The 20,937-nt window shown below is 70.7% G+C and carries 13 protein-coding genes and 2 pseudogenes; 2 read left to right on the forward strand and 13 right to left on the reverse strand.

Going from position 1 to position 20,937, the window contains the following annotated elements; genetic code table 11:
* Positions 1-102: 102 nt before the first annotated feature.
* The 8 genes and pseudogenes from ARC20_RS06815 to pilG all read right to left on the reverse strand — a co-directional run bounded on the left by ARC20_RS06815 (position 103) and on the right by pilG (position 11,668).
* The gene (locus ARC20_RS06815; RefSeq protein WP_057646028.1) at positions 103-570 is read right to left on the reverse strand and encodes a chemotaxis protein CheW; all 468 of its coding nucleotides are present in this window, start codon (positions 568-570) and stop codon (positions 103-105) included.
* 34 nt (positions 571-604) lie between these two features.
* Positions 605-1,324: pseudogene (locus tag ARC20_RS18880) on the reverse strand (chemotaxis protein CheB); the annotation flags it as partial.
* Positions 1,325-1,429: 105 nt separating this feature from the next.
* A pseudogene (locus tag ARC20_RS18885) lies at positions 1,430-1,912 on the reverse strand (chemotaxis protein CheB); the annotation flags it as partial.
* A 4-nt stretch (positions 1,913-1,916) separates the two neighbouring features.
* Positions 1,917-8,165 (reverse strand): Hpt domain-containing protein, encoded by a 6,249-nt coding sequence (locus tag ARC20_RS06825; protein WP_057646029.1) that lies wholly within the window; start codon positions 8,163-8,165, stop codon positions 1,917-1,919.
* A gap of 120 nt (positions 8,166-8,285) precedes the next feature.
* Positions 8,286-10,322 carry a methyl-accepting chemotaxis protein gene (locus tag ARC20_RS06830; RefSeq protein WP_057646030.1) on the reverse strand — a complete coding sequence of 679 codons (2,037 nt, stop codon included), beginning with the start codon at positions 10,320-10,322 and terminating at the stop codon, positions 8,286-8,288.
* Between the two features lie 35 nt (positions 10,323-10,357).
* Positions 10,358-10,888 (reverse strand): chemotaxis protein CheW, encoded by a 531-nt coding sequence (locus ARC20_RS06835; protein WP_057646031.1) that lies wholly within the window; start codon positions 10,886-10,888, stop codon positions 10,358-10,360.
* Positions 10,888-11,250 carry a response regulator gene (locus tag ARC20_RS06840; RefSeq protein ID WP_057646032.1) on the reverse strand — a complete coding sequence of 121 codons (363 nt, stop codon included), beginning with the start codon at positions 11,248-11,250 and terminating at the stop codon, positions 10,888-10,890. Before ARC20_RS06840 ends, ARC20_RS06835 begins: the two co-directional genes overlap by 1 nt.
* Before the next feature lie 16 nt (positions 11,251-11,266).
* Complete coding sequence (gene pilG, locus ARC20_RS06845) at positions 11,267-11,668, reverse strand: twitching motility response regulator PilG (RefSeq protein ID WP_057646033.1); 402 nt, start codon at positions 11,666-11,668, stop codon at positions 11,267-11,269.
* Positions 11,669-11,957: 289 nt separating this feature from the next.
* Here pilG and gshB point away from each other — a divergent pair, with 289 nt between their 5' ends.
* Entirely contained in the window at positions 11,958-12,908 is a 951-nt protein-coding gene (gene gshB, locus ARC20_RS06850) for a glutathione synthase (protein ID WP_057646034.1), read from the forward strand.
* Complete coding sequence (locus ARC20_RS06855; protein WP_057646035.1) at positions 12,905-13,795, forward strand: energy transducer TonB; 891 nt, start codon at positions 12,905-12,907, stop codon at positions 13,793-13,795. Before gshB ends, ARC20_RS06855 begins: the two co-directional genes overlap by 4 nt.
* A 15-nt stretch (positions 13,796-13,810) precedes the next feature.
* On the opposite strand, the gene ARC20_RS06860 is transcribed toward ARC20_RS06855, so the two are convergent.
* From ARC20_RS06860 to mrcB, 5 genes are all read right to left on the reverse strand, one after another.
* Positions 13,811-14,932 (reverse strand): polysaccharide deacetylase family protein, encoded by a 1,122-nt coding sequence (locus tag ARC20_RS06860; RefSeq protein WP_057646036.1) that lies wholly within the window; start codon positions 14,930-14,932, stop codon positions 13,811-13,813.
* Positions 14,933-14,962: 30 nt separating this feature from the next.
* The gene (gene tsaB / locus ARC20_RS06865) at positions 14,963-15,664 is read right to left on the reverse strand and encodes a tRNA (adenosine(37)-N6)-threonylcarbamoyltransferase complex dimerization subunit type 1 TsaB (RefSeq protein ID WP_057646037.1); all 702 of its coding nucleotides are present in this window, start codon (positions 15,662-15,664) and stop codon (positions 14,963-14,965) included.
* A 31-nt stretch (positions 15,665-15,695) separates the two neighbouring features.
* Positions 15,696-17,708, reverse strand: a complete 2,013-nt coding sequence (yoaA, locus tag ARC20_RS06870; protein ID WP_057646038.1) for a DNA repair helicase YoaA — start codon at positions 17,706-17,708, stop codon at positions 15,696-15,698.
* A 91-nt stretch (positions 17,709-17,799) separates the two neighbouring features.
* Positions 17,800-18,324, reverse strand: coding sequence for a tetratricopeptide repeat protein (locus ARC20_RS06875; protein ID WP_057646084.1), 525 nt, complete (start codon positions 18,322-18,324; stop codon positions 17,800-17,802).
* Between the two features lie 10 nt (positions 18,325-18,334).
* Positions 18,335-20,779 carry a penicillin-binding protein 1B gene (mrcB, locus tag ARC20_RS06880; protein ID WP_057646039.1) on the reverse strand — a complete coding sequence of 815 codons (2,445 nt, stop codon included), beginning with the start codon at positions 20,777-20,779 and terminating at the stop codon, positions 18,335-18,337.
* Positions 20,780-20,937 lie beyond the last annotated feature (158 nt).

The following is a 20,937-nucleotide window of genomic DNA, read 5'->3' on the forward strand; positions in this document are numbered from 1 at the left end:
CGGCGTGTCCCGGAAAGGGCCTGCCCCCGGGCGCCGCGCGACGAACCCTGCGAGCCGCGCATCAGCGATGCGACACCCCACCCGCAAGGCCGACCCGGCCAATCAGGCCGCCATGTTCTCCAACACCATCGACTCGATGGCATCCAGATCCGGCAGCAGCGCACTCTGCTCGCCGAGCAGCACGCGCATATGCACACCCTGCGGCAACGCTTCCTCGGACGCGTCGGCCAGCAGGCCATCGCGCGGCACCGAGATCAGCTGCGGGAACGAAGCGGTCAGCAGCGCGAAATACGGCAGCGTCGCGTGTCCGCCCAGCGCCTTGAGCACCACGATCTTGTTGTTCACCGCCGCCGGCTCCTCGCCCAGCCCGCTCAGGCGCGCGAACGACAGCAGCGGCACCTTCCAGCCGTGCCAGGCGATCTGCCCGACCAGCCAGCGCGGCGCATCGCCCAGCGGCTCCACCGGCACGCGCGACATCACCTCGGCCACCGTCGCGTTCGGCAGCAGCACGCGCTCCTCGCCCGCCTGGATCAGGACGCCGCGGATTTCGTCGTTACTGGCGTAGCTCATCGAAAACTCCTGAAGATCGGTTCGCCGCCGGGCCTCAGCCCGGCCAACGCTCGGCCAGCGACTGCGCCAGCTGCACCGGATCGCCCGACGGACGACCCTGCTGCACCAGCCGCGCCGCCGCCGCCGGGTCGTAGCACCCTTCGGCCGACTGCCCGGCTACCCATGCTCCCTGCTCGGCCAGCGCCAGCACGTCCGGCACCAGGGCCTCGCTCGCGCCGCTCAGCAGCAGCACCGCGCTGTCATCGGCCGGCAGCGCCGGCACCAGCACCGCCGCGCTCTCGCCTTCGGCAAAGGACAGCGTGCCCTCGCCGGCCGCCAGGCCCACGCCATCGGGCAGGATGTAAGCCTTGCCGGCCGCCAGCGCCAGGCCGGCCTCGGCCAGCTCCACCGGCAGCGGCGACACCCGGCCCATCTGCCGCACCAGGTTGCCGTACTGGCCCCCGTCCAGCGGCATGCGGATCAGCACCGCACGCGGGAATTCGGCCGGCAGCGCACCGAGCAGGCGACGGATCGCATCCGGCCCGCCGATACCCGCCATCACCAGCACCGCGCCCTTCGGCTTGGCCGCGGCAGCGGATTCCAGGTCGACCAGCGACAGGCCGCCATCGGGCAGATGGTCGTACTGCACCTCGGTGCGCACGCGCTCCACGATGGCCACGTCCTCGACCAGGCCCCAGGTGCTCGAATCACCCAGCGCCGTATTGCCTTGCGGCGCGGCGGGCGCCGCGGGCGGCGCGCTGTCCACCGGCGCGCGCGGCGCATCGGCGAACGGATTGTCGATCGGCTCGAGCATCGGCTGCGCGCGCTCGACCACCGGCATCACGAATGCTTCTTCCGGCGCCAGTTCCAGCGTCGATGCGGCGAACAACGCATCGCCCGGCACCTCGTCCAGCGCCTGCGCGGCGGCCTGCAGGTGCGGGGCCACCGGCTGCGCGGAATGCAGCTCGGCCGGGGTGATCGGCAGGCCCGGTTCCGGCGTCCAGCTCGGTTCCTGCTCGGCGCCCGGCGGCAGCACGTCGTCGTGGCCGTGCAGCTTGGCCGACAGGTGCCGCGCCCAGCGCTGCGCATCCCAGCCTTCGCGGCGCGCGGCCAGCTCGGCCTCGTCGAAGATCACCGTCATGCCGGGCTGGTTGAGCACCGACTCCAGCGCTTCGAGTGCATCCTCGATCGCCGGCTCCAGCGCCACCAGCACCGCCGCGGGCTCCGCGTCGGCCAGGGTGCGCGCGTCGATGGCGCCCGGCTCGTCTTCCAGCACCACGCGCGCGCCGATCAGCGACAGCGCCTCGCGCATCCTTTCGCGCGCCGGGCCGCTGCGGCCCAGCAACGCCACCGGGGTTCCCAGTTCGTTACTCGCGGACACGGGCGATACCCAGCAGGTCGTACACGTTTCGCATCAGATCCAACTCTTGGTAAGGCTTGCCGAGATAGCGCTGCACGCCGATCTCGAAGGCACGCTGGCGATGCTTGTCGCCGGAGCGCGAAGTAATCATCACGATCGGCACGTCCTTGAAGCGCGCGTCGGCACGCATCGCGGTGGCCAGCTCGTAACCGTCCATGCGCGGCATTTCGATGTCGAGCAACATCAGGTCGGGCACGCGCTCTTCCAGCTGTTCCAGCGCTTCGACGCCGTCGCGGGCCACGGCCACTTCGAAGTTGTGGCGTTCCAGCACGCGGCCGGTGACCTTGCGCATGGTCAGCGAGTCGTCGACCACCATCACCAGCGGCACGCGGCGCTGCGATTCGGCCACCGGCTCTGCCGCCGGGCGTGCCGGCTGCGCGAGGTGGCGACGCACCAGCGGGGCGACGTCGAGGATGACGACCACGCGGCCATCGCCGGTGATCGTCGCGCCGTAGATACCCGGCACCGAGGCGATCTGCAGGCCGACCGGCTTGACCACGATTTCGCGGTTGCCGAGCACCTGGTCGATCGCCACGGCCGCGCGCAGGTCGCCGGCACGCACCAGCAGCAGCGGGATCTGCGCCGCGCCATCGGCATTGGCTGCGGCCTGGCCGACCAGCGAGCCGAGGTCGTGGAGCGCGTACTCCTCGCCACCGTAGTGGTAACCGCCCACGCCGGCGCCGTAACGCTCGCGGCCGATGCGGCCGATACCGCTGACCGAGGCGACCGGCACGGCGAACGTGGTTTCGCCGATGCGCACGAACACGGCCTGGGTGACGGCCAGGGTCTGCGGCAGGCGCAGGGTGAAGGTGGTGCCCTGGCCGCGGATGGAGTGGATGTCCACCGAGCCGCCGAGCTGGCGTACTTCGTTGCGCACCACGTCCATGCCCACGCCACGGCCGGCCAGCTGGCTGACCGATTCGGAGGTGCTGAAGCCGGCGGCGAAGATCAGCTGGTCCAGCTCGCTTTCGCTGAGCACCGCGCCCGGCTCGATGAGGCCGCGCTGTTCGCCGCGGCGACGGATCGCCTCGCGATCCAGGCCGGCGCCGTCGTCGGACACTTCCAGCACGATTTCCGAACCTTCGCGGCGCAGCTTGATCGCGATGGTGCCTTCTTCGGCCTTGCCCGCCTCGCGGCGTGCCTTCGGCTTCTCCAGGCCATGGGCCACGGAGTTGCGCAGCATGTGCTCCAGCGGGGCGACCATGCGATCAAGGACGTTGCGGTCCAGTTCGCCGTGGGTGCCTTCCAGCACCAGGTGCACCTGCTTGCCGGTATCGCTGGCGGCCTGGCGCACGACGCGGCGCAGGCGCGGCACGAGGCCGTCGAACGGCACCATGCGCGCGCGCATCAGGCCGTCCTGCAGTTCGGAGCTGACGCGCGACTGCTGTTGCAGCAGCGAGTCGTACTGGCGCGAGAGATCGTCCAGCACGCCCTGCAGGCCGCCCAGGTCGGCCGCCGATTCGTTCAGCGCGCGGCTGAGCTGCTGCAGCGTGGAGAAGCGGTCCAGTTCCAGCGGATCGAACGTGGTGTCGCCCTGGTCCTGCTCGCGCTGGTAGCGCGCGACGATCTGCGCTTCGGTTTCCAGGTCCAGGCGGCGCAGCTGGTCACGCAGACGCGCGTTGGTGCGGTCCAGCTCGGCCATGGCGCCGCGGAAGGCACCCAGCTGCTGTTCCAGGCGCGAACGGTAGATCGCCACTTCGCCGGCGTGGTTGACCAGGCTGTCGAGCAGGTCGGCGCGCACGCGCACCTGTTCCTGCGGGGCGCGAGCCGGGCCGAGTTCCTCGTCCACCACGCCTTCGACCGGCACCGGCGCCGACAGCGGCGCCTGCACCACCGGCTCGACGGCCGCGCTGATCATGCGCGCCACGTCGGCGTCGGCGGCCGGCACTTCGGTGCGGCCCTGGGCACGCGCGTCGAACGCGTTGATCAGGTCGGTCGGCATCAGCACCGCGCGGTGCTGGCCGGTACGGGTCAGCAGCTGGTGCAGGCGGTCGAAGCCGCGCTCGAGCAGGCGCACGTCGTCGCGGCCGATCTCGGTGCGGTGGGCCGCCACCACTTCCAGCAGCGACTCGATGCCGTGGCCCAGGTCGCCGATGGCGTTGATGCCGGCCATGCGCGCGCCACCCTTGAGGGTATGCAGGTCGCGCTGCAGGCCCGCGACCAGCTCGCGGTCTTCCGGGGTCTCGCGCAGGCCGGCGATGAGACCGTCGCAATGGTCGAGCAGGTCCTTGCCTTCCTCGACGAAGATGTCGACCAGTTCCTGGTCCAGTTCGCTGAAGTCCAGCGGACCGGCATCGACTTCGACGGCGGCGGCCTCGGCGGTCGTTTCGACCGGCGCGACCTCGGCCACGGGGGCCTCTACCACCGGCACTTCGACCGGCGCTTCGGCCACCGGCGCCTCGACGGTCTCCTCGACCACCGGCACCTCGGCGACGACTTCCTCGACCACGATGTCTTCGACGACCGGCGCGGCCTCGACGAACACCGGCGCTTCGATTTCCGGTTCGGCGACCGGCGCGGCCTCGATGACGTCCGCCGCGTCGAACGCGGGGGTCTGCTCGGACGGCGGCACCACTTCGGCGACGGCGGCGATGACCTGCTCGATCGCCCAGGCCGGCGCGGCCGGCTCGGCGGTGACCTCGACGACGGATTCCACTTCCGCCGGCGTGAACGCCGGGGCTTCGGGTTCCCGCGTGGAGAGCGAGATTTCCTCGACTTCCCAGCCCGATTCAACCGGCGCATCGACGCGCGGCGTCGGCGTACCGGCCGGCGACAGCGCCTCGAACGCGGCGAGCGCTTCGGCCAGGCCGTCGTTGTTCGGTTCCTCGCTGGCCTCGGCGACCGGCGCGGCCTCGATCTCCACCCCTTCCGGCTCGGCCGGCAGCGGCATCTCGATTTCCTCGACCGCCAGGTCGGCGTACGGATCGGCCGGGCGCTCGCCCAGGCCGGCGACCTGCGGATCGAGGTAGGCGCCCAGGTCCTGCGGACCGGTGAGCTCTTCCTCGGCCAGCGGCGCGAGCGCTTCCGGCTCGTCGCCGCCCAGCATGTGCTGCGGCGGCCACTGCGCTTCGGGCAGCGCGTCGACCAGCGCACGCAGGCGCGCGGCCACGTCGGCGAAGGACGGGATGCGCGGCGATTCGGCCTGCAGCGCGGCCACGGTGGTGGCGATGGCGGCGGCGGTATCGGCGATGCCGTCCACGCCCTCCACGCCCGGCGTACGGCCGGCGGCCAGCGAACGCTTGACGAAGCTTTCCGCCGGCGTGGTGACCGCGGTGATCTCCGGCACGTCGGTCATCGCGAACGCACCGCTCATCGTGTGCACCGCGCGCAGCAGCGGCTCGGTGACCGGCTGCGGCACCGGGCGCGACTGCGCCAGCCATGCGTGCACGGTTTCCAGGTGCGTGGCGACCTCGGCTTCGAGGATCTCGCGCAGCACGCTGTCCACCGAGGCGGGCGTGCCTTCGGCGACGAACGCGGCGACCGGCGCGGCTTCGGCCACCACCGGCGCGGCGACCGGCGCCACGGCGGCGGGGGTCGGCACGTACCACGCGTCTTCGCCGGCGCCGATGCGATCGGCCACGGCCTGCATCGCCATCAGGTCGGCTTCGATGCGGCCCGCGCCGCGCAGGGCGGCATTGAGCTGCGGCAGCACCTGGTAGGCCTGGTCGACCATCGCGACCACGGCCGGGCTGGCCGGACGCGTGCCATCGAGCACGCGGTTGAGCATGCCCTCGATCTTCCAGCTGAACTCGCCCAGGGTGCGCGCGCCGACGAGGCGACCGCTGCCCTTGAGGGTATGGAACACGCGACGGATCGGGCGCAGGTTCTCCACGCTGTCCGGCGCGGCGCGCCAGACCGGCAGCAGCTGGCCGAGGTTGACCAGTTCCTCGTCGAACTCTTCGAGGAACACGTCGCGGATGTCGCTGTCGATCTCGTTGCCGTCGTCCTCGAAGCCGCCTTCCAGCGGTGCGGGAGCGGCTTGCGCGGCGACCGGTGCCGGCGCTTCGACCGGCGCGGCCGGCGGCGGCGCGGTGGTGAAACCGGCGGCGGCGGCATCGAGCTCGGCGATGAACGCGGCATGCGCGTCATCCAGCTCGATCTTGTTGATCGTGCCTTCCTGCACCTGCGGCGCGGCGGCCTCGGCGGTGGCGGGCGTGGCTTCTTCTTCCAGGAACGCGGGCAGCGTCGCCTCGAAGGATTCGACGAACGGGCTGTCGGCATCCAGCGACGGGTCGTTCGGATCGAACGCCTGCGGCGCTTCCGGCGCGGCGGCGGCCGGCTCCGGCTCGATGGCCGGCAACGGCGGCAGCGGCGGCAGTTCGGCGACGACCGGCGGCTCGATGGAGACGGCCACTTCGGCGAACGTCGCCACCGGCGACGCCACGGCCTCGCCTTCCAGCTGGCTGGCATCGAAGCTGTAGGTGACCTGCGCGGCGTCGGCGTCGATGTCCTGCTCGGCCGAGACCGGGTCGAACGAACCGGCCTGCAGGTCGGCATTCCAGTCCAGGCCGCCCGGGGCCTGGCCGCCATCGGCGGACAGGTCGATCGGCGCGATCTGCGCATTTTCCAGCGAAGCGTCGAAGTCCTGCTCGGCGGCGACCGGGTCGAACGACACCGAGGCCACTTCGACCGACGGCGCTTCCACCGGCGGTGCTTCGTGCTGCACCGTCCACTCGAAGCCACCGGAGGTGACGTGCAGGCCCTGCGGCAGCGGGCTGATCTCGGCGACCGTCACTTCGTGGCGCGCCTGCGCCCCTTCGGCGACCGGCGCCAGCTCGACGGCTTCCACCTCGAGCGCCTCGATCTCGATGATCTCCGGCTCGACGACTTCCGGCGCGGCGAACGCGGCCACCGGGGCCGGCGCCGCGGCTTCGACCGTTTCGAGCACCGGCGCGACGAAGGCCGGCGCGGGCGTGGGCGGCAGCTCCGCCGCTTCTTCGGACGGCAGCGGCCAGTAACGCAGGGTTTCCAGGCTGCTGCGGGTGATGTCGAGGATTTCCTCGCGGCCCGGGCGACGTTCGCGCAGGGCTTCGAGGTAGTACTCCAGGCTGGCCATCGCGTCGGCCAGGGTGTCCAGCTGGCGGCCGCTGGGCACGCGCTGCTTGGCGATCAGCTCGCGCTCGATGTAGCGGCGCACGCCTTCCAGGTAATCGGCCGGCTCGGGCAGGTCGAGGATGCGCAGCGCGCCGCCCACTTCGCCGAGCAGCTGCGGCACGTCGGCCAGGCGGCCGTGGTCCCAGTTGGTCTCGATGAAGGCGACGAAATGTTCGCGGGCCGCGCCGAAGTTGGCGATGGCCTCGTGCGCCAGCACTTCCAGGGTGCGGCGCACCTCCGAAGCATTGGCATTGGCGTTGACGTCGTCGTCGTTGCTGGCATCAGCGCCGAGGCGGGCGACCTGGTCGTCCAGCGAGGCGTCGACGTAGAGCAGTGCGCCGGCGATATCGAGCAGCAGGCCTTCATCGACCTGCTGCTGGCCATCGACGATGCGGCGCAGCGCATCGCGCTGCTGCACCACGACGTTGCGCGCCACGCCCAGGCCCATCATGCCGAGCGTATCGGCAACGCTGCCCAGGTCGTTCACCTGGGCCTGCAGCTCGGCGACGTCGCCGCCGGTGCGCAGGTGCAGGTCGAGCGCGTCCTTCACGCGCAGCAGTTCTTCCTTCACCGCGTTGCCGACGGTGTCGAGCAGTTCGCGGTTGCGGCCGCTCAGGCTGCCGCGCGCGTGGTCCAGTTCGGCCTCGGTGGCGTTGCCGGCCTGCGGGTCGAAGGCGAACAGCACGCTTTCGTTGAGCACCGCCTCGCCGCGCATGGCGCGGATTTCATTGAGCAGCGGCAGCAGCACGATCGGGATGTCGCGGTGGCCGTTCTGCAGGCGCTCGAGGTAATCGGGCAGCAGCACGGTACCGCGCATCAGCATCGCGCAGGCTTCGTTGGTGTCGGCGACCTTGCTGTCCTGCACGGCCTTGGCCAGCAGCTCCAGCTCCTCGGCCACCATCGCCGGGGCGTACAGCTCGACCATGCGCAAGGTGCCCTGCACCTGGTGCAGGTAGCCCGCGCAGAAGCGCATGCGGCTGGTATCGGCCGGCTCTTCGACGAAGAACTCGATTTCGTGGCGGGCCTGGCGCAGCGTCTCGTCGAGTTCGGGCTTCACCCAACCCAGCGCCGCGTGGCTCATCGCATCGCGCAGTGCACTCATCGCAGCCCCCCCGAGCTTTCCGCCACGGCCACGCGCAAGAGCGCCTGCGGCGCGGCCTGTTCCTGCATTGGCGTATTGCTACGCGTCATTCTCGTAATTCCTTTCCGTTCCGCCCGTCGCTTACGCCGGCAGCTTGAAGTCGGCGACCGAACGACGCAGGTCGGCGGCGAGCTGCGCCAGGTGACCGATCGACTCGGCCGTCTGCCCCGCACCCTGCGAGGTCTGGCCGGTGATCTTGCGGATGACGTCCATCGTCTGGGTGATATCCGTCGCCGCCGCGGACTGCTGGTGGGCGGCGATGGAGATGTTTTTGATCAGGTTGTTCAGTGCGTTGGACACGCGCTCGATTTCGGTCAGCGCGGTACCGGCGTCTTCGGCCAGGCGCGCGCCGGACACCACTTCGGAGGTGGTCTGCTCCATCGAGCTGACCGCCTCGTTGGTATCGGCCTGAATGGTCTGCACCAGGCTTTCGATGCGTCGGGTCGCACCCGAGGTACGTTCCGCGAGGCGCTGCACTTCGTCGGCCACGACCGCGAAGCCGCGACCGGCCTCGCCCGCCGAGGCCGCCTGCACCGCCGCGTTGAGCGCGAGGATGTTGGTCTGCTCGGAAATGTCGTTGATCAGTTCCACGATCGAGCCGATCTCCTGCGAGGATTCGCCCAGGCGCTTGATGCGCTTGGAGGTTTCCTGGATCTGGTCGCGGATCTGGTCCATGCCCTGGATGGTTTCGCGCACCACGCCGGCACCCTCGGCCGCGATGACCACCGAGCGCTGCGCCACTTCCGCCGATTCGGTGGAGTTGCGCGACACCTGCTCGATGCTCGCCGCGATTTCGTTGATGCGCTCGGAGGCGGTGGTGATCTGGCTGGCCTGGTGGCCGGCCGCTTCGGCCAGCTGCATGGCGGTGGCCTGGGTTTCCTGCGAGGACACCGCGACCTTGGCCGAGGTGTCGTTGATCGTGGTCACCAGGTGGCGCAGTTCGTCCACGGCGTAGTTGATGGCGTCGGCGATGGCGCCGGTCATGTCCTCGGTCACCGAGGCCTTCACCGTCAGGTCGCCCTCGCCGAGCGAGGAGATTTCGTCCAGCAGCCGCATGATCGCCTGCTGGTTGCGCGAGTTGAATTCCACCTGGGTCTGCAGGCGCAGTTCCTGTTCGCGCGAACGGGCGCGCACCATCGACCAGACCAGGCCGATGATGGAGATCACCAGCAGCGCGCCGGACAGCACGCCCAGCCACAGGTTCGGGAACAGGCGGGTGTCGCGCACCGAGCCGAAGGCGGAGAACGCGTCGAACAGCTTCTTGCTGTCGTCGAGCATCTTGGCCGAACCGCCGGTGATGGCGGCGGCCGAGGACTGCGCGGCGAACAGGTTGCGCGAGCTGGCCAGGATGGCGTCGACGTCCTTCTTCATCGTCGCCCACAGGTTCTGCGACTGCTCCAGGGCGACCAGCGCCGCCGGGTTCTTCACCGCGGCGATGCCCAGTTCCTCGTTGCCGTTGCGCAGGCCTTCCAGCATCTGGCTGAACACCACCGAGTCGCGCGCCAGCGCGTCACCGGAGGCGGCCGCACCGGCACCGCCGGCGCGCATTTCCGTCACGCGGCGCGCCATGGTGCCGGCGACCACGACCTGCTGCAGGGTGTTGTAGATCTGCGACGCCGGGGCGCCGCTGACGGTCATCGCGCGCACCACTTCGTTCAACTGCGCCTGCAGCTGCGGCACCGCGCCGGTGAAGCGGTCGGCGTTGCCGGCCAGGGCCAGGACCGCCGGCTCGGAGGCGATCACCTGTTCGGCGCTCTTGCCCAGCGGGGTCCAGGTGGACTTGAGCTGGCGGATCGGGCCGGACACGCCGGTTTCCTGGCCGTAGCGGCCCTCCAGCTCGGAGACCGTCTTGTCGATCTGGGTCTTGGTGTCCTTGAACGCGGCGAACGCCTTGGCGTCACCGGACACCGCTTCGCGGCCCTGGTTGGCCAGCTGCTGCGAGAGCACCTGCAGGTCGGCCGCGCCGGTGGAGGCACCGGCCAGGCGGCTGCCCTGCCAGGTCGACACGGCGAAGTTGGCGGAGAACACGATCAGCGACAAGGCCAGCAGGAAAAGCCAGAAGCTCGTGCTGACTCCACCAATCTTCTTGTTCTGGGGCGCGTCCGGGGCGGTACTCATTTTCGACCTCGATGCTCGATGCGTGGCGGCCCGGCTTACGCCGCGGCCTGCCGGAATTCAGGGGTGCGCGACAGCAGCGACAGGGAGAACACACCCCAGTCCTGGTCTTCTGCGCGGAAGGCGCGATCGACGAAATGGCCATAGCGGCCCTGGGCGATCTCGCCCGGAACCGTGGCCTGGGCCAGCTCGAAACTGCGCTGGCCAAACAGCTCGTCGATGGTCAGGGCGACGTCGCCACCGGCCTGGCGCATGATCAGCACGCGCTGGCCTTCGTGCAGCACGGTGCGCCGGCCTTCCATGAACTGCTTCAGGTCGACCACCGGGAACAGGTTGCCGCGCAGGTTGCCCACGCCCAGCAGCCACGGCTCGGCACCGGGCACCGGGGTGACCGGCGGCATCGGCACGATTTCCACCACTTCGCGGAAGTCCGACACCAGCCGGCGCTGGCCGACGCGGTAGCCGACGCCACGCCACACGTCGGTGGCGAACTGGCGCTCGGGCAGCTGCACCGCATGGGCCAGGCTGCGGCGTTCGTAGACTTCGAGGATGTCGAACGGCGAGCGCATCAGCCCACCAGCTCGGCAATGCGCGCGATGAGGTCTTCCTCGCGCGGCGGCTTGACGATGTAGTCGGCCGCGCCCTGGCGCAGGCCCCACGCCTTGTCGGTTTCCATGCCCTTGGTGCTCACGATCAGCACCGGGATGTGCTTGGTCGCCTCGTCGCGCGACATCGCGCGCGTGGCCTGGAAGCCGCTCATGCCGGGCAGCACCACGTCCATCAGCACCAGGTCGGGCAACTGGCCTTTTGCCAGCGTGAGCCCTTCCTCGGCGTTGTCCGTGGCGACGACCTGGTGGCCGGCCTTCTCAAGCCACTGGCTGAAGACCGCCCGGTCAGTCGGCGAATCTTCGATCAGCAGGATTTTTGCCATTTGCCCTTCCCCCTGGTCAGGCGTTGACGTATGTGCGGATGGCGCTCAGTAGTTCTTCACGGGTGAAAGGCTTGGTCAGGTATTGCTCCGAGCCCACGATGCGGCCGCGCGCCTTGTCGAACAGGCCGTCCTTGGAGGACAGCATGATCACCGGCGTGGACTTGAACAGCTGGTTGCCCTTGATCAGCGCGCAGGTCTGGTAGCCATCCAGGCGCGGCATCATGATGTCCACGAAGATGATCTGCGGCTGCTGGTCTGCGATCTTGGCCAAGGCCTCGAAGCCGTCGGTCGCGGTGACGACCTCGCAGCCCTCGCGCTTGAGCAAGGTCTCGGCGGTGCGGCGGATGGTCTTCGAATCGTCGATGACCATGACCCTCAGACCTGCGAGCTCCCCGCCCGCAGCAATGTTTTCAGTCATTCCAATGTCCCCGGGACGCGCGGTGCCTGTTCCAGTCCGGCACCGCTGCGAAACGTCATGTATATCCCAGTACCCGCGGATACTGTCAAGCGCGGCGATTGCGCGCCAGCAACGCCGCCCGCCCGGTAGCCGGGGCCGGTGGAACTGTGTCGCAGTTTTGCGCAGATTTTCCCCATGGCGCGCCACCCCCTGGCGATCCGGTCCGTTCCGCGGCGGACGTCCCCGCGACGTCCCCTCGAACCGTTAACATCGGCTGCCAGCTCCCATGCTTTACCCCCAGGTTCGCGTCATGCCGCTAGATGTCATCGTGGTGATGGATCCCATCGCCCAGATCAAGATCGCCAAGGACACCACGTTCGCCATGCTGCTGGAGGCCCAGCGCCGCGGCCACCGGCTGCACTACGTGCGCCCGGGCGGGCTGTTCCTGCGCGACGGCGTGGCCACCGCCACCGTGGCGCCGCTGGGCGTGCGCGACGACAAGCCCGGCTGGTTCACCCTCGGCGAGTTCGCCCCGCTGGCATTCGGCCCCGGGCAAGTCGTGCTGATGCGCAAGGACCCGCCGGTGGATGCTGAATACATCTACGACACCCAGGTGCTCGGGATCGCGCAGCTGGCCGGCGCGCAGATCGTCAACGACCCGCAGGGCCTGCGCGACTACAACGAGAAGCTGGCCGCGCAGTTGTTCCCGCAATGTTGCCCACCGACCCTGGTGAGCCGCGACGCCGCGCAGCTGAAGGCCTTCGCCGCCGAGCACGGGCAAGTGGTGCTCAAGCCGCTGGACGGCATGGGCGGGCGCTCGATCTTCCGCAGCGGCCAGGGCGACCCGAACCTCAACGTGATCCTGGAAACGCTGACCGACGGCGGCCGCCACCTGGCCATGGCGCAGCGCTTCATCCCCGACATCAGCGCCGGCGACAAGCGCATCCTGCTGATCGACGGCGTGCCGGTGGACTACTGCCTGGCGCGCATCCCGCAGGGCGACGAATTCCGCGGCAACCTGGCCGCCGGCGGCCGCGGCGAAGGCCGCCCGCTGAGCGAACGCGACCGCTGGATCGCAGCCCAGGTCGGCCCGGAAATGAAGCGGCGCGGCATGCGCTTCGTCGGCCTGGACGTGATCGGCGACTACCTCACCGAGGTCAACGTCACCAGCCCGACCTGCGCGCGCGAGCTCGACGCGCAGTACGGCCTGAACATCTGCGGCCTGCTGTTCGACGCGATCGAGGCTGGCCAGGCCGCATGAGCGCCACGACCCACGCCGGCCGCGCGCCCGACCCGCGCGCGGTGGAAAACCAGCGCCTGAGCGCCACCCTGGTGCTGTCGCTGATCGTCTATGGCCTGCTGATCCTCGGCGTGGGTTTCGCGGTCAGCGACCAGGCGCCGCTGGTGCCGACGCTGGACGTGATCTTCAGCCAGACCAGCACCCCGCTGACGCCCAAGCAGGCCGACTTCCTTGCCCAGGCCAACCAGCAGGGCGGCGGCGACCACGACAAGGCCGCGCGCCCGCGCGACAGCCAGCCCGGCGTGGTGCCGCAGCCGCGCACCGGCCTGGCGCCGGTGCCGGTGCAGGCCCAGCAGGCGGCCGCCACGCCGCCGCCGGAAGCGCGCGTGGTGGCCAGCCGCCGCGGCGAAGAACCGATGCCGGCGCAGCAGCCCAACCCGGAAGTGCAGCGCCCGCAGAGCGCGAGGGAGGCGCTGCGCGAGCAGCGCGATGCGGAAATGGCACGGCTCGCCGCCGAGGTGCACCTGCGCTCGGAGCAGTACGCCAAGCGCCCGAACCGCAAGTTCGTCTCGGCCAGCACGCGCGAGTACGCCTACGCCAACTACCTGCGTGCGTGGGTGGACCGCGCCGAGCGCGTGGGCAACCTCAACTACCCGGACGAAGCGCGCCAGCGCCGCCTGAGCGGCCGCGTGGTGATCACCGTGGGCGTGCGTCGCGACGGCTCGGTGGAGAGCTCGCGCATCCTCATTTCCAGCGGCGTGCCGGTGCTCGACAACGCCGCGCTGCGCGTGGTGCAGCTGGCCCAGCCCTTCCCCGCCCTGCCCAAGACCGACGACGGCGTGGACATCCTGCAGGTCACCCGCACCTGGCTGTTCCTGCAGAACGGCGAACTGCGCGACGACCGCTGAGCCGCCGCGCCCACCTCAGGGCGCGATATCCACCGCACCGTGGTGCTGGCGCACCACCGACCACGGCAGCACGCTCCAGTCCGGATCGTCGCAGGCGCGCGCGGCGCGGTAGAAGCTGGCGCCCAGGTACAGGCCCTTGTCGGTGGCATGCCAGCTGGGGAACGACCAGATCTGTTCGTCGGCGTAGTCGCACTCGTCTTCGCCTCCGGAGGTCTTCATCTGCTCCGGGTACAGGCGTTCGAACTGCGCCACCAGCCATGGCGCCCAAACCTGCGAGCGGTAATCGAGCCATGCGCTGTCGTGTTCGTCGGACGGCGCCGGCTTGCCGGTGGAGATCACGTCTTCCAGGCGCAGTGCGCGGCCGGTGCGCGGGTCGAGGTTGATCGGGCTGTCGCCGAAATCCGGATGCGCGCCGCCGCAGTAGTAGCTGGTGAAGACGCTGGCGCTGAGGATCTTCGGGTCGAGGCGGTGCACGGTGACGGTCTGGTCGTACTCGCCTTCGCCGCCGCCGGAGAGGCATTCGTAGTAGGCCTGCACCTCGGACCACAGGCGTGCGTGCAACACGCGGTTGACCCGGTCGCGCGTGTCGGCCGGGTAACCGTCCACCACCTCGAACAGGCGGATGCCGCTGTTCGGTTCGCGGCGCCACTGCAGGCGGTAGGCGCCGCGCTGCTCGCTGCCGTCGTCCACCAGCTTCAGGCCGGACAGGCGCAGGTAATCGTAGGTTTCGCCCTTGCGCAGGGCTTCCAGCGCGGGGTCGGCCTCCACCGGCAGGCGCGCGGCGGCGACCGGCTTGAGTGCGATGGGCAGCGACTTGCCCTTGGCATCGCGCCACTGGCCGGCATAGCCGCCATCGCTGGCGCGGCGCAGCTCCCAGTGCGGACGCTCGGCCTCCTCGGTGCGCCAGTCCGCGCGCTCGCCCAGCACCTGCGCACCGTCGGCGGCGGGCTGTGCTTCCAGCGGGATATCGAGGCGATGGCGACGATAGAAGTAGCGGCCTTCCAGGCCGTCGGCCGATGCGTCCAGCTCGGCGACGATGGCCGACTTGCCGAGCGTGCCCTCGTACACCGTGCCGGCGCTGGCAGTTGGGCTGAACGTGAGCGCGGCCAACAGGGTGATGCGTGCGAATCCTTCCATGGGTTCCTGCGGTCCTTGCGTGGGGAGGGGCTAGCGCTGGGCCTTGGCGGCCTTCTGTTCTTCCAGCGTCAGCGCGACGTTGTTGCGCAGGTAGGCCGGTTCGAGCTTCTCGGCGGCCATGCCCTGCCCGGCCGCCAGGCGCGGCAGCGCCAGGGTGATGACATCGGCCGCGTGCGGCAGCGCCTGCGCATCCACGCCGCGCAGCTGCGCGGCCAGTCGCTGCGCCAGCACGCCTTCGGCCGCGGCGAAACCGGTGCCCACGCCGTGCCAGTGCGCGGCGTCATCGGGCAGCACGACCGCGGTGGGCGCCAGCACGCGCTCCTCGTCGAGCGCACGCCACTGCCCGCCCTCGCGTGCGAATGCGGCGGCGTAGACCTCGCCCATGCGCGCGTCGATGCTGGCCAGCACATGCGTGGCACTGGCCGGCGCGCGCAGCGCCAGCACTTCCAGCGTGGAGACCGGCAGCACCGGCACGTCCAGCGCCAGCGCGATGCCCTGCGCGATGCCGATCGCCAGCCGCACGCCGGTGAACGCCCCCGGCCCGCGGCCGACCGCGATGGCATCCAGCTGCGCGCGCGCCAGGCCGGCTTCGGCCAGCAGCGCCTGCGCCCAAGGCAGCGCCAGTTCGGCATGCCGGCGCGGGGCCAGTTCGAAGCGCTCGATCGTGCCGCCGGCCGTGTGCAGGGCGACGGAGCAGGCTTCGGTCGAGGTTTCGAAAGCAAGAACGTTCATGGACACAACCGGGCGGGAAACGCGCGCAAGGTTACCGCGACGGGGCCTCGACGGGCAGTTCGGCCGCCGGATCCGCGCCTGCCGGCGCCAAGGCGAAGAAGGCCTGCACGTCCTCCAGCGCATGGGTCAGCGCGAACGGCGGCAGCGAATCGAGGAACACCCGTCCGTAGCCGCGGGTCTGCAGGCGCGGGTCGCACAGCACCAGCACGCCACGGTCGGTCTCGCTGCGGATCAACCGGCCCACGCCCTGCTTGAGCGCGATCACCGCCTGGGGCAACTGCTCGTCGCGGAAGGGGTTGCCGCCCTCGCGGCGGATCGCGTCCAGCCGCGCTTCGTACACCGGGTCGTCGGGCGCGGCGAACGGGAGCTTGTCGATGACCACCACGCTGAGCGCATCGCCGACCACGTCCACGCCCTCGCGGAAGCTGGCCGAGCCCAGCAGCACGCCGTTGCCGGATTCGCGGAAGCGCTGCAGCAGCGTGGCGCGCGGCGCCTCGCCCTGCACGAACAGCGGCCACGGCCCGTCGCGCAGCGCCTCGGCCGCCTCGCGCAGCGCGCGGTGCGCGGCGAACAGCACGAAGGCGCGCCCGCCGGAGGCTTCCAGCACCGGGCGGATCGCGGCCACCAGCGCGGTGCCGTAGCCGCGCGAGGCCGGGTCGGGCAGCGGCCCCGGCAGGTAGCACAGCGCCTGGTGGTTCCAGTCGAACGGGCTGGGCTGCAGCAGGGTCATCGGGTCGCGCAGGCCCAGGCGGGTGGCGATGTGCTCGAAGTCGCCATCCACCGCCAGCGTGGCGGAGGTGAACACCCACGCCGCGCGGGAGTTCTCGCGGTGCTCGCGCAACGGGCCGGAGACATCCAGCGGCGTGCGCTGGCAACGGAAGCCGCGCGGGGTGATTTCGTACCAGCGCACGTCGTTGTCGGGCGTGTGCTCTTCGGGCAGCGCGTCGAAATCGGCGACGGGGGCTTCATCGCCCAGCCAGCGCGCGAGCCGTCCCGCCGCCTCGCGTGCGCGGGCGGCGCAGGCGTCCAGGCCGGGCGAGGCATCGCGCAGGGGATCGAGCGCGCCCTGCAGGTGCTGCAACGCCGAGACCACCGCGTCGAAGCCTTCGCGCACCTGCGGCCGCGCCAGCGCGCGCCATTGCGTGCCGCGCGGCGGCAGGCCTTCCATGTCCGCGCGCAGCTGGCGCAGCGTTTCGTCCAGCTGCTGCACCGGCGCCTGCAGCACCGCCTGCGCACCGCCGACCAGGCGCGATTCGGCCACGCAATCGCGCGCCAGCTCCTGCCACGGGCGCATGCCGAAGCCTTCGCCGAAGAAGTTGCTGGCCAGCTCCGGCAGCTGGTGCGCCTCGTCGATGATGAAGGCCTCCGCGCCGGGCAGGATCTCGCCGAAGCCTTCCTGCTTGAGCGCCAGGTCGGCCAGCAGCAGGTGGTGGTTCACCACCACCAGGTTCGCCGCCTGTGCCCGCTGCCGCGCCTGCACCACGAAGCATTCGCTCCAGAACGGGCATTCGGTGCCCAGGCAGTTGTCGACGGTGGAAGTGACCATCGGCAGCAGCGGCGAATCGTCCGGCAGCGCTTCCATCTCGGCCATGTCGCCGAAGCGGGTGCGCCCGCTCCACGCCACGATGCGCTGGAACTGCGCCACCTGCTCCGGGCTGGCGAAGCGCGGCTCGCCGCGCGCCTGCTGCAGGCGGTAGCGGCACAGGTAATTCGCGCGGCCCTTGAGCAGCGCCGTTTCCACGCCCACGCCGAGCGCGGCGCGCACGCGTGGCAAATCGCGATGGTAGAGCTGGTCCTGCAGCGCGCGCGTGCCGGTGGAGATGATGGTCTTCATGCCCGACAACAGCACCGGCACCAGGTAGGCGAAGGTCTTGCCGGTGCCGGTACCGGCCTCGGCCAGCAGCACGTCGCGCTGGTCGAAGGCGTCGGCAATCGCGCTCACCAGGTGCAGCTGCGCCGGCCGTGGCGTGAAGCCGGCGATGTGCTGGGCGAGCGCGCCCTGCGCGTCGAGCGCTTCGCGGCTGGCGTGGGCGAGCAGGGACATGGGGGCGGGGTCGGCGGGAAGTCGGAATCAGCGGGGGCGGGACCGCCGGGCGCCCGCCGCGATGCGATGCGTGCCCGGGTCCCGCGCGGGATCAGTAACGCTTGATCCCCGGCACGGTGCAACCCTCGATCTGCGCCTGGGCCGAAGCGGCGTTTTCCTTCTCGCCGCGCGCCAGGCGCGCCTGCTCGATGGTCGCCCAGTGGCGGCGGCACACCGGGCCGGTCTTGGAGCCGAGGTCCACGGCGCGCTTGGCGTAGCTTTCCGCGCCCTTCCAATCGCCTTGCAGCAGCGCGACATCGGCGCGTTCCTGCAGCACGCCCGGGTCATCGGCCACCATCCCCAGCGCCTGGTCGAGCGCGCGCGCGGCGCCGTCCAGGTCGCCGGCCTCGCGCTGGCGCCGGGCGCGCTCGCGCAGGTCGTCCACCTGCGGGTCGCGCAGCGGCTGCACGGACAGTTCGGTGTCGTCCACGCCGGCGGCCTTGTCCACCGCGGCCAGGCGCTGCGCCGGCGTGGTGGTGTCGGTCACCACCGGCGGCGGCGGCGCGCTGGAGCAGGCGGCCAGGGCCAGCACCAGGGCGGCGGGTATCGCGCGGAATGTCGTTGCAAACTTGGGCATCGTCATCAACTCACTGTTCGGGCGGCGAAGAAGCCGGCGCCGGCTCGGCCTGCTTGTCCTTCTTGTCCAGGCCGAACCAGCTGCGCCAGCCACCGCCGTGGCTCTCGCCCTCGCCCTCGCCCGCCGTTTCGCCTTCGACCGGCGCGGCGCCGGCACTGCAGGGCACGTAGGCCGGCGCATAGCCGACCACGAACGGGAACTGGCGCGCGCCGGGACAATCCACATCGGTAGTGCCCGAACCGCTGGCTTCCACCCACTGCCAGTCCAGGCCCTTGCCGTTGACCTTCAACGCGGCGCTCGGCAGCCGGGTGAAGATGCCCGACCATACCCGCATCGCACCGGTGGCGCCGTAAAGGCCGGCCTGCTGGTTCTGGTCGTTGCCGATCCAGATCACCGCCAGGTGGTCGCCGGTGTAGCCGGCAAACCAGCTGTCGCGGCCATCGTTGGTGGTGCCGGTCTTGCCGGCCGGGGTGAGCCGGCCCAGGCCGTCGGCCATCAGCTGGTGCGCGGTGCCGCTGGCGACCACCTGCTGCATGCCCACGCCGATCAGGTTGGCGGCGATCGAGTCGCCCTCCTGCGCCGGTGCCGGGGTCTTGTCGTAGCGCTTGAGCAGCTTGCCCTGCGGGTCGAGCACGCCGCGCACGGCGTGCAGCGGCTGGATTTCGCCGCCGGAGGCAAGGAACTGGTACAGCTGCGCCATCGCGTACGGGCTCTGGTCGGTCGAGCCGAGGATCAGCGCCGGGTTGGGATCGGCCTGCAGGCCGGCCAGCACGTGGATCAGCTGGGCGATGCGCTCCGGCCCGACCTGCATGCCCACGCGCACCGTGGCCTGGTTGTACGAATGCGCCAGCGCATCGACCAGCCGCACCGTGCCGTGGCTGCGGTGGTCGGCGTTGTCCGGCGACCACGTGCGCCCACGCGCCAGCTGCACCGTCACCGGCGAGTCATCCACCCAGCTGGACAGCGACCAGCGGTCCGGCGAGGCCAGCGCGAGCAGGTAGACGAACGGCTTGAGCAGCGAGCCCACCGGCCGCTGCGCTTCCACCGCGCGGTTGAAGCCCGGGTCGGAGACCTGCCCGCTGCCGATCACCGCGATGACGTCGCCGTTGTGCACGTCGGTCATCACCAGGCCGGCCTGCAGCGGCGGGCGCTTCTTGGTTTCCAGCGATTTCAGCGTGCGCGTCACCGCGCCCTCGGCATACGCCTGGGCCGAGGGCGACATGCCGGTGAGCACGCTCATGCCGGCGCCCTGCAGCACGCTTTCGGGGTAATCGTGGGCGAGCTGGCGACGCACCAGGTCCACGTAGGCCGGGAAGCGGTTGGCGGCCACCAGGCCGGGCTGCTCGGGCACGCCCAGCGGGGCGGCCAAGGCGCGCTTGTACTCGGCGTCGTTGATCAAGCCGCTCTCGCGCAGCTTGCCGAGCACGAAATTGCGGCGGTCCAGCGCGCGTTCCGGGCTGCGGCGCGGGTCGTAATACGAGGGGCCCTTCACCAGGCCGATCAGCAGCGCAACCTGCTCGGTGGTCAGCGAATTGAGGTCGCGGCCGAACCAGAACTCCGCGCCCGAGGCCACGCCATGCACCGCCTGGCTGCCGCGCTGGCCCAGGTAGACCTGGTTGAGGTAGGCCTCCAGGATGGTGCGCTTGTCGTAGCGCGCTTCCATGATCAGCGCGTAGAGGATTTCGTTGAACTTGCGGGTGACCGTCTGTTCCTTGCCGATGCCCAGCAGGCCGCTGCGCGCCAGCTGCTGGGTCAGCGTGCTGGCGCCCTGCCGGGTCTGCCCGCCAGAGCGCACCATCACCCACGCCGCGCGGATCATGCCGCTGACGTCGATGCCGTGGTGGGAATTGAAGTCGCGGTCTTCCACCGCCTGCAGGCCGGTGACCAGCAGTTCGGGCACTTCTTCCAGACGCACCAGTCGGCGCTCTTCCTGCTTCTGCCCGTAGAGCGTGGCGATGCGCGCCGGATCCAGGCGCGCGGCGCGCAGCGCCTTGCGGCTGGCGACATCGCGCAGCGAGGCCACGCGCCCGCCACTCACCACCACCTCGATGCGGCGCGCCGGCACGCGGCCGTCCACATCGATGTAGCCGCGGCTGGACACCACGAAACGCCCGCCATCGCGCTGGTAGGTGCCCGGCAGCTGGCCGCTGCCGTCGTCGCGGTAGGAGGCCGCGTCCAGCTCGGTCTTCAGCGTGGCCGCGTCCATCGCCTTGCCCGGCGCCAGGCCGAGCGGGCGCGCATAGACCCGGGTGGGAATCTGCCAGCGCAGTTCACCGAAACGCTGGGTGACCTGCTGGTTCAGGTAGAGGGTGTAGGGAATCAGGAAACCCAGCGCCAGCGCCAACGCGGCCAGGCCCCACACGATCAGCCGGCGCTGCCAGCGCGGGCCGTCCTGTTCCTCGTCGAAGTCGTCTTCGATGTCTTCGGGATCGTCGTAATCGTGGTGTCGCGGCACGGGGATGCGAGAATGTGGGCTCCGGCGAGTCTAGCGCAGCCGGCGCGGCGGTTGCGTCCGGCGCGATCCCCGGCTCATAAGGTGTTATGGAAGCAGAAATGATCGCAAAGCCCGCCGCGGCGCCCCGCGCCGTCGTCTCCACCGCCCCGCGCACCGCG

It is taken from the genome of Stenotrophomonas panacihumi, from assembly GCF_001431645.1.
In the GTDB taxonomy this organism is placed as follows: Bacteria; Pseudomonadota; Gammaproteobacteria; order Xanthomonadales; family Xanthomonadaceae; genus Stenotrophomonas_A; species Stenotrophomonas_A panacihumi.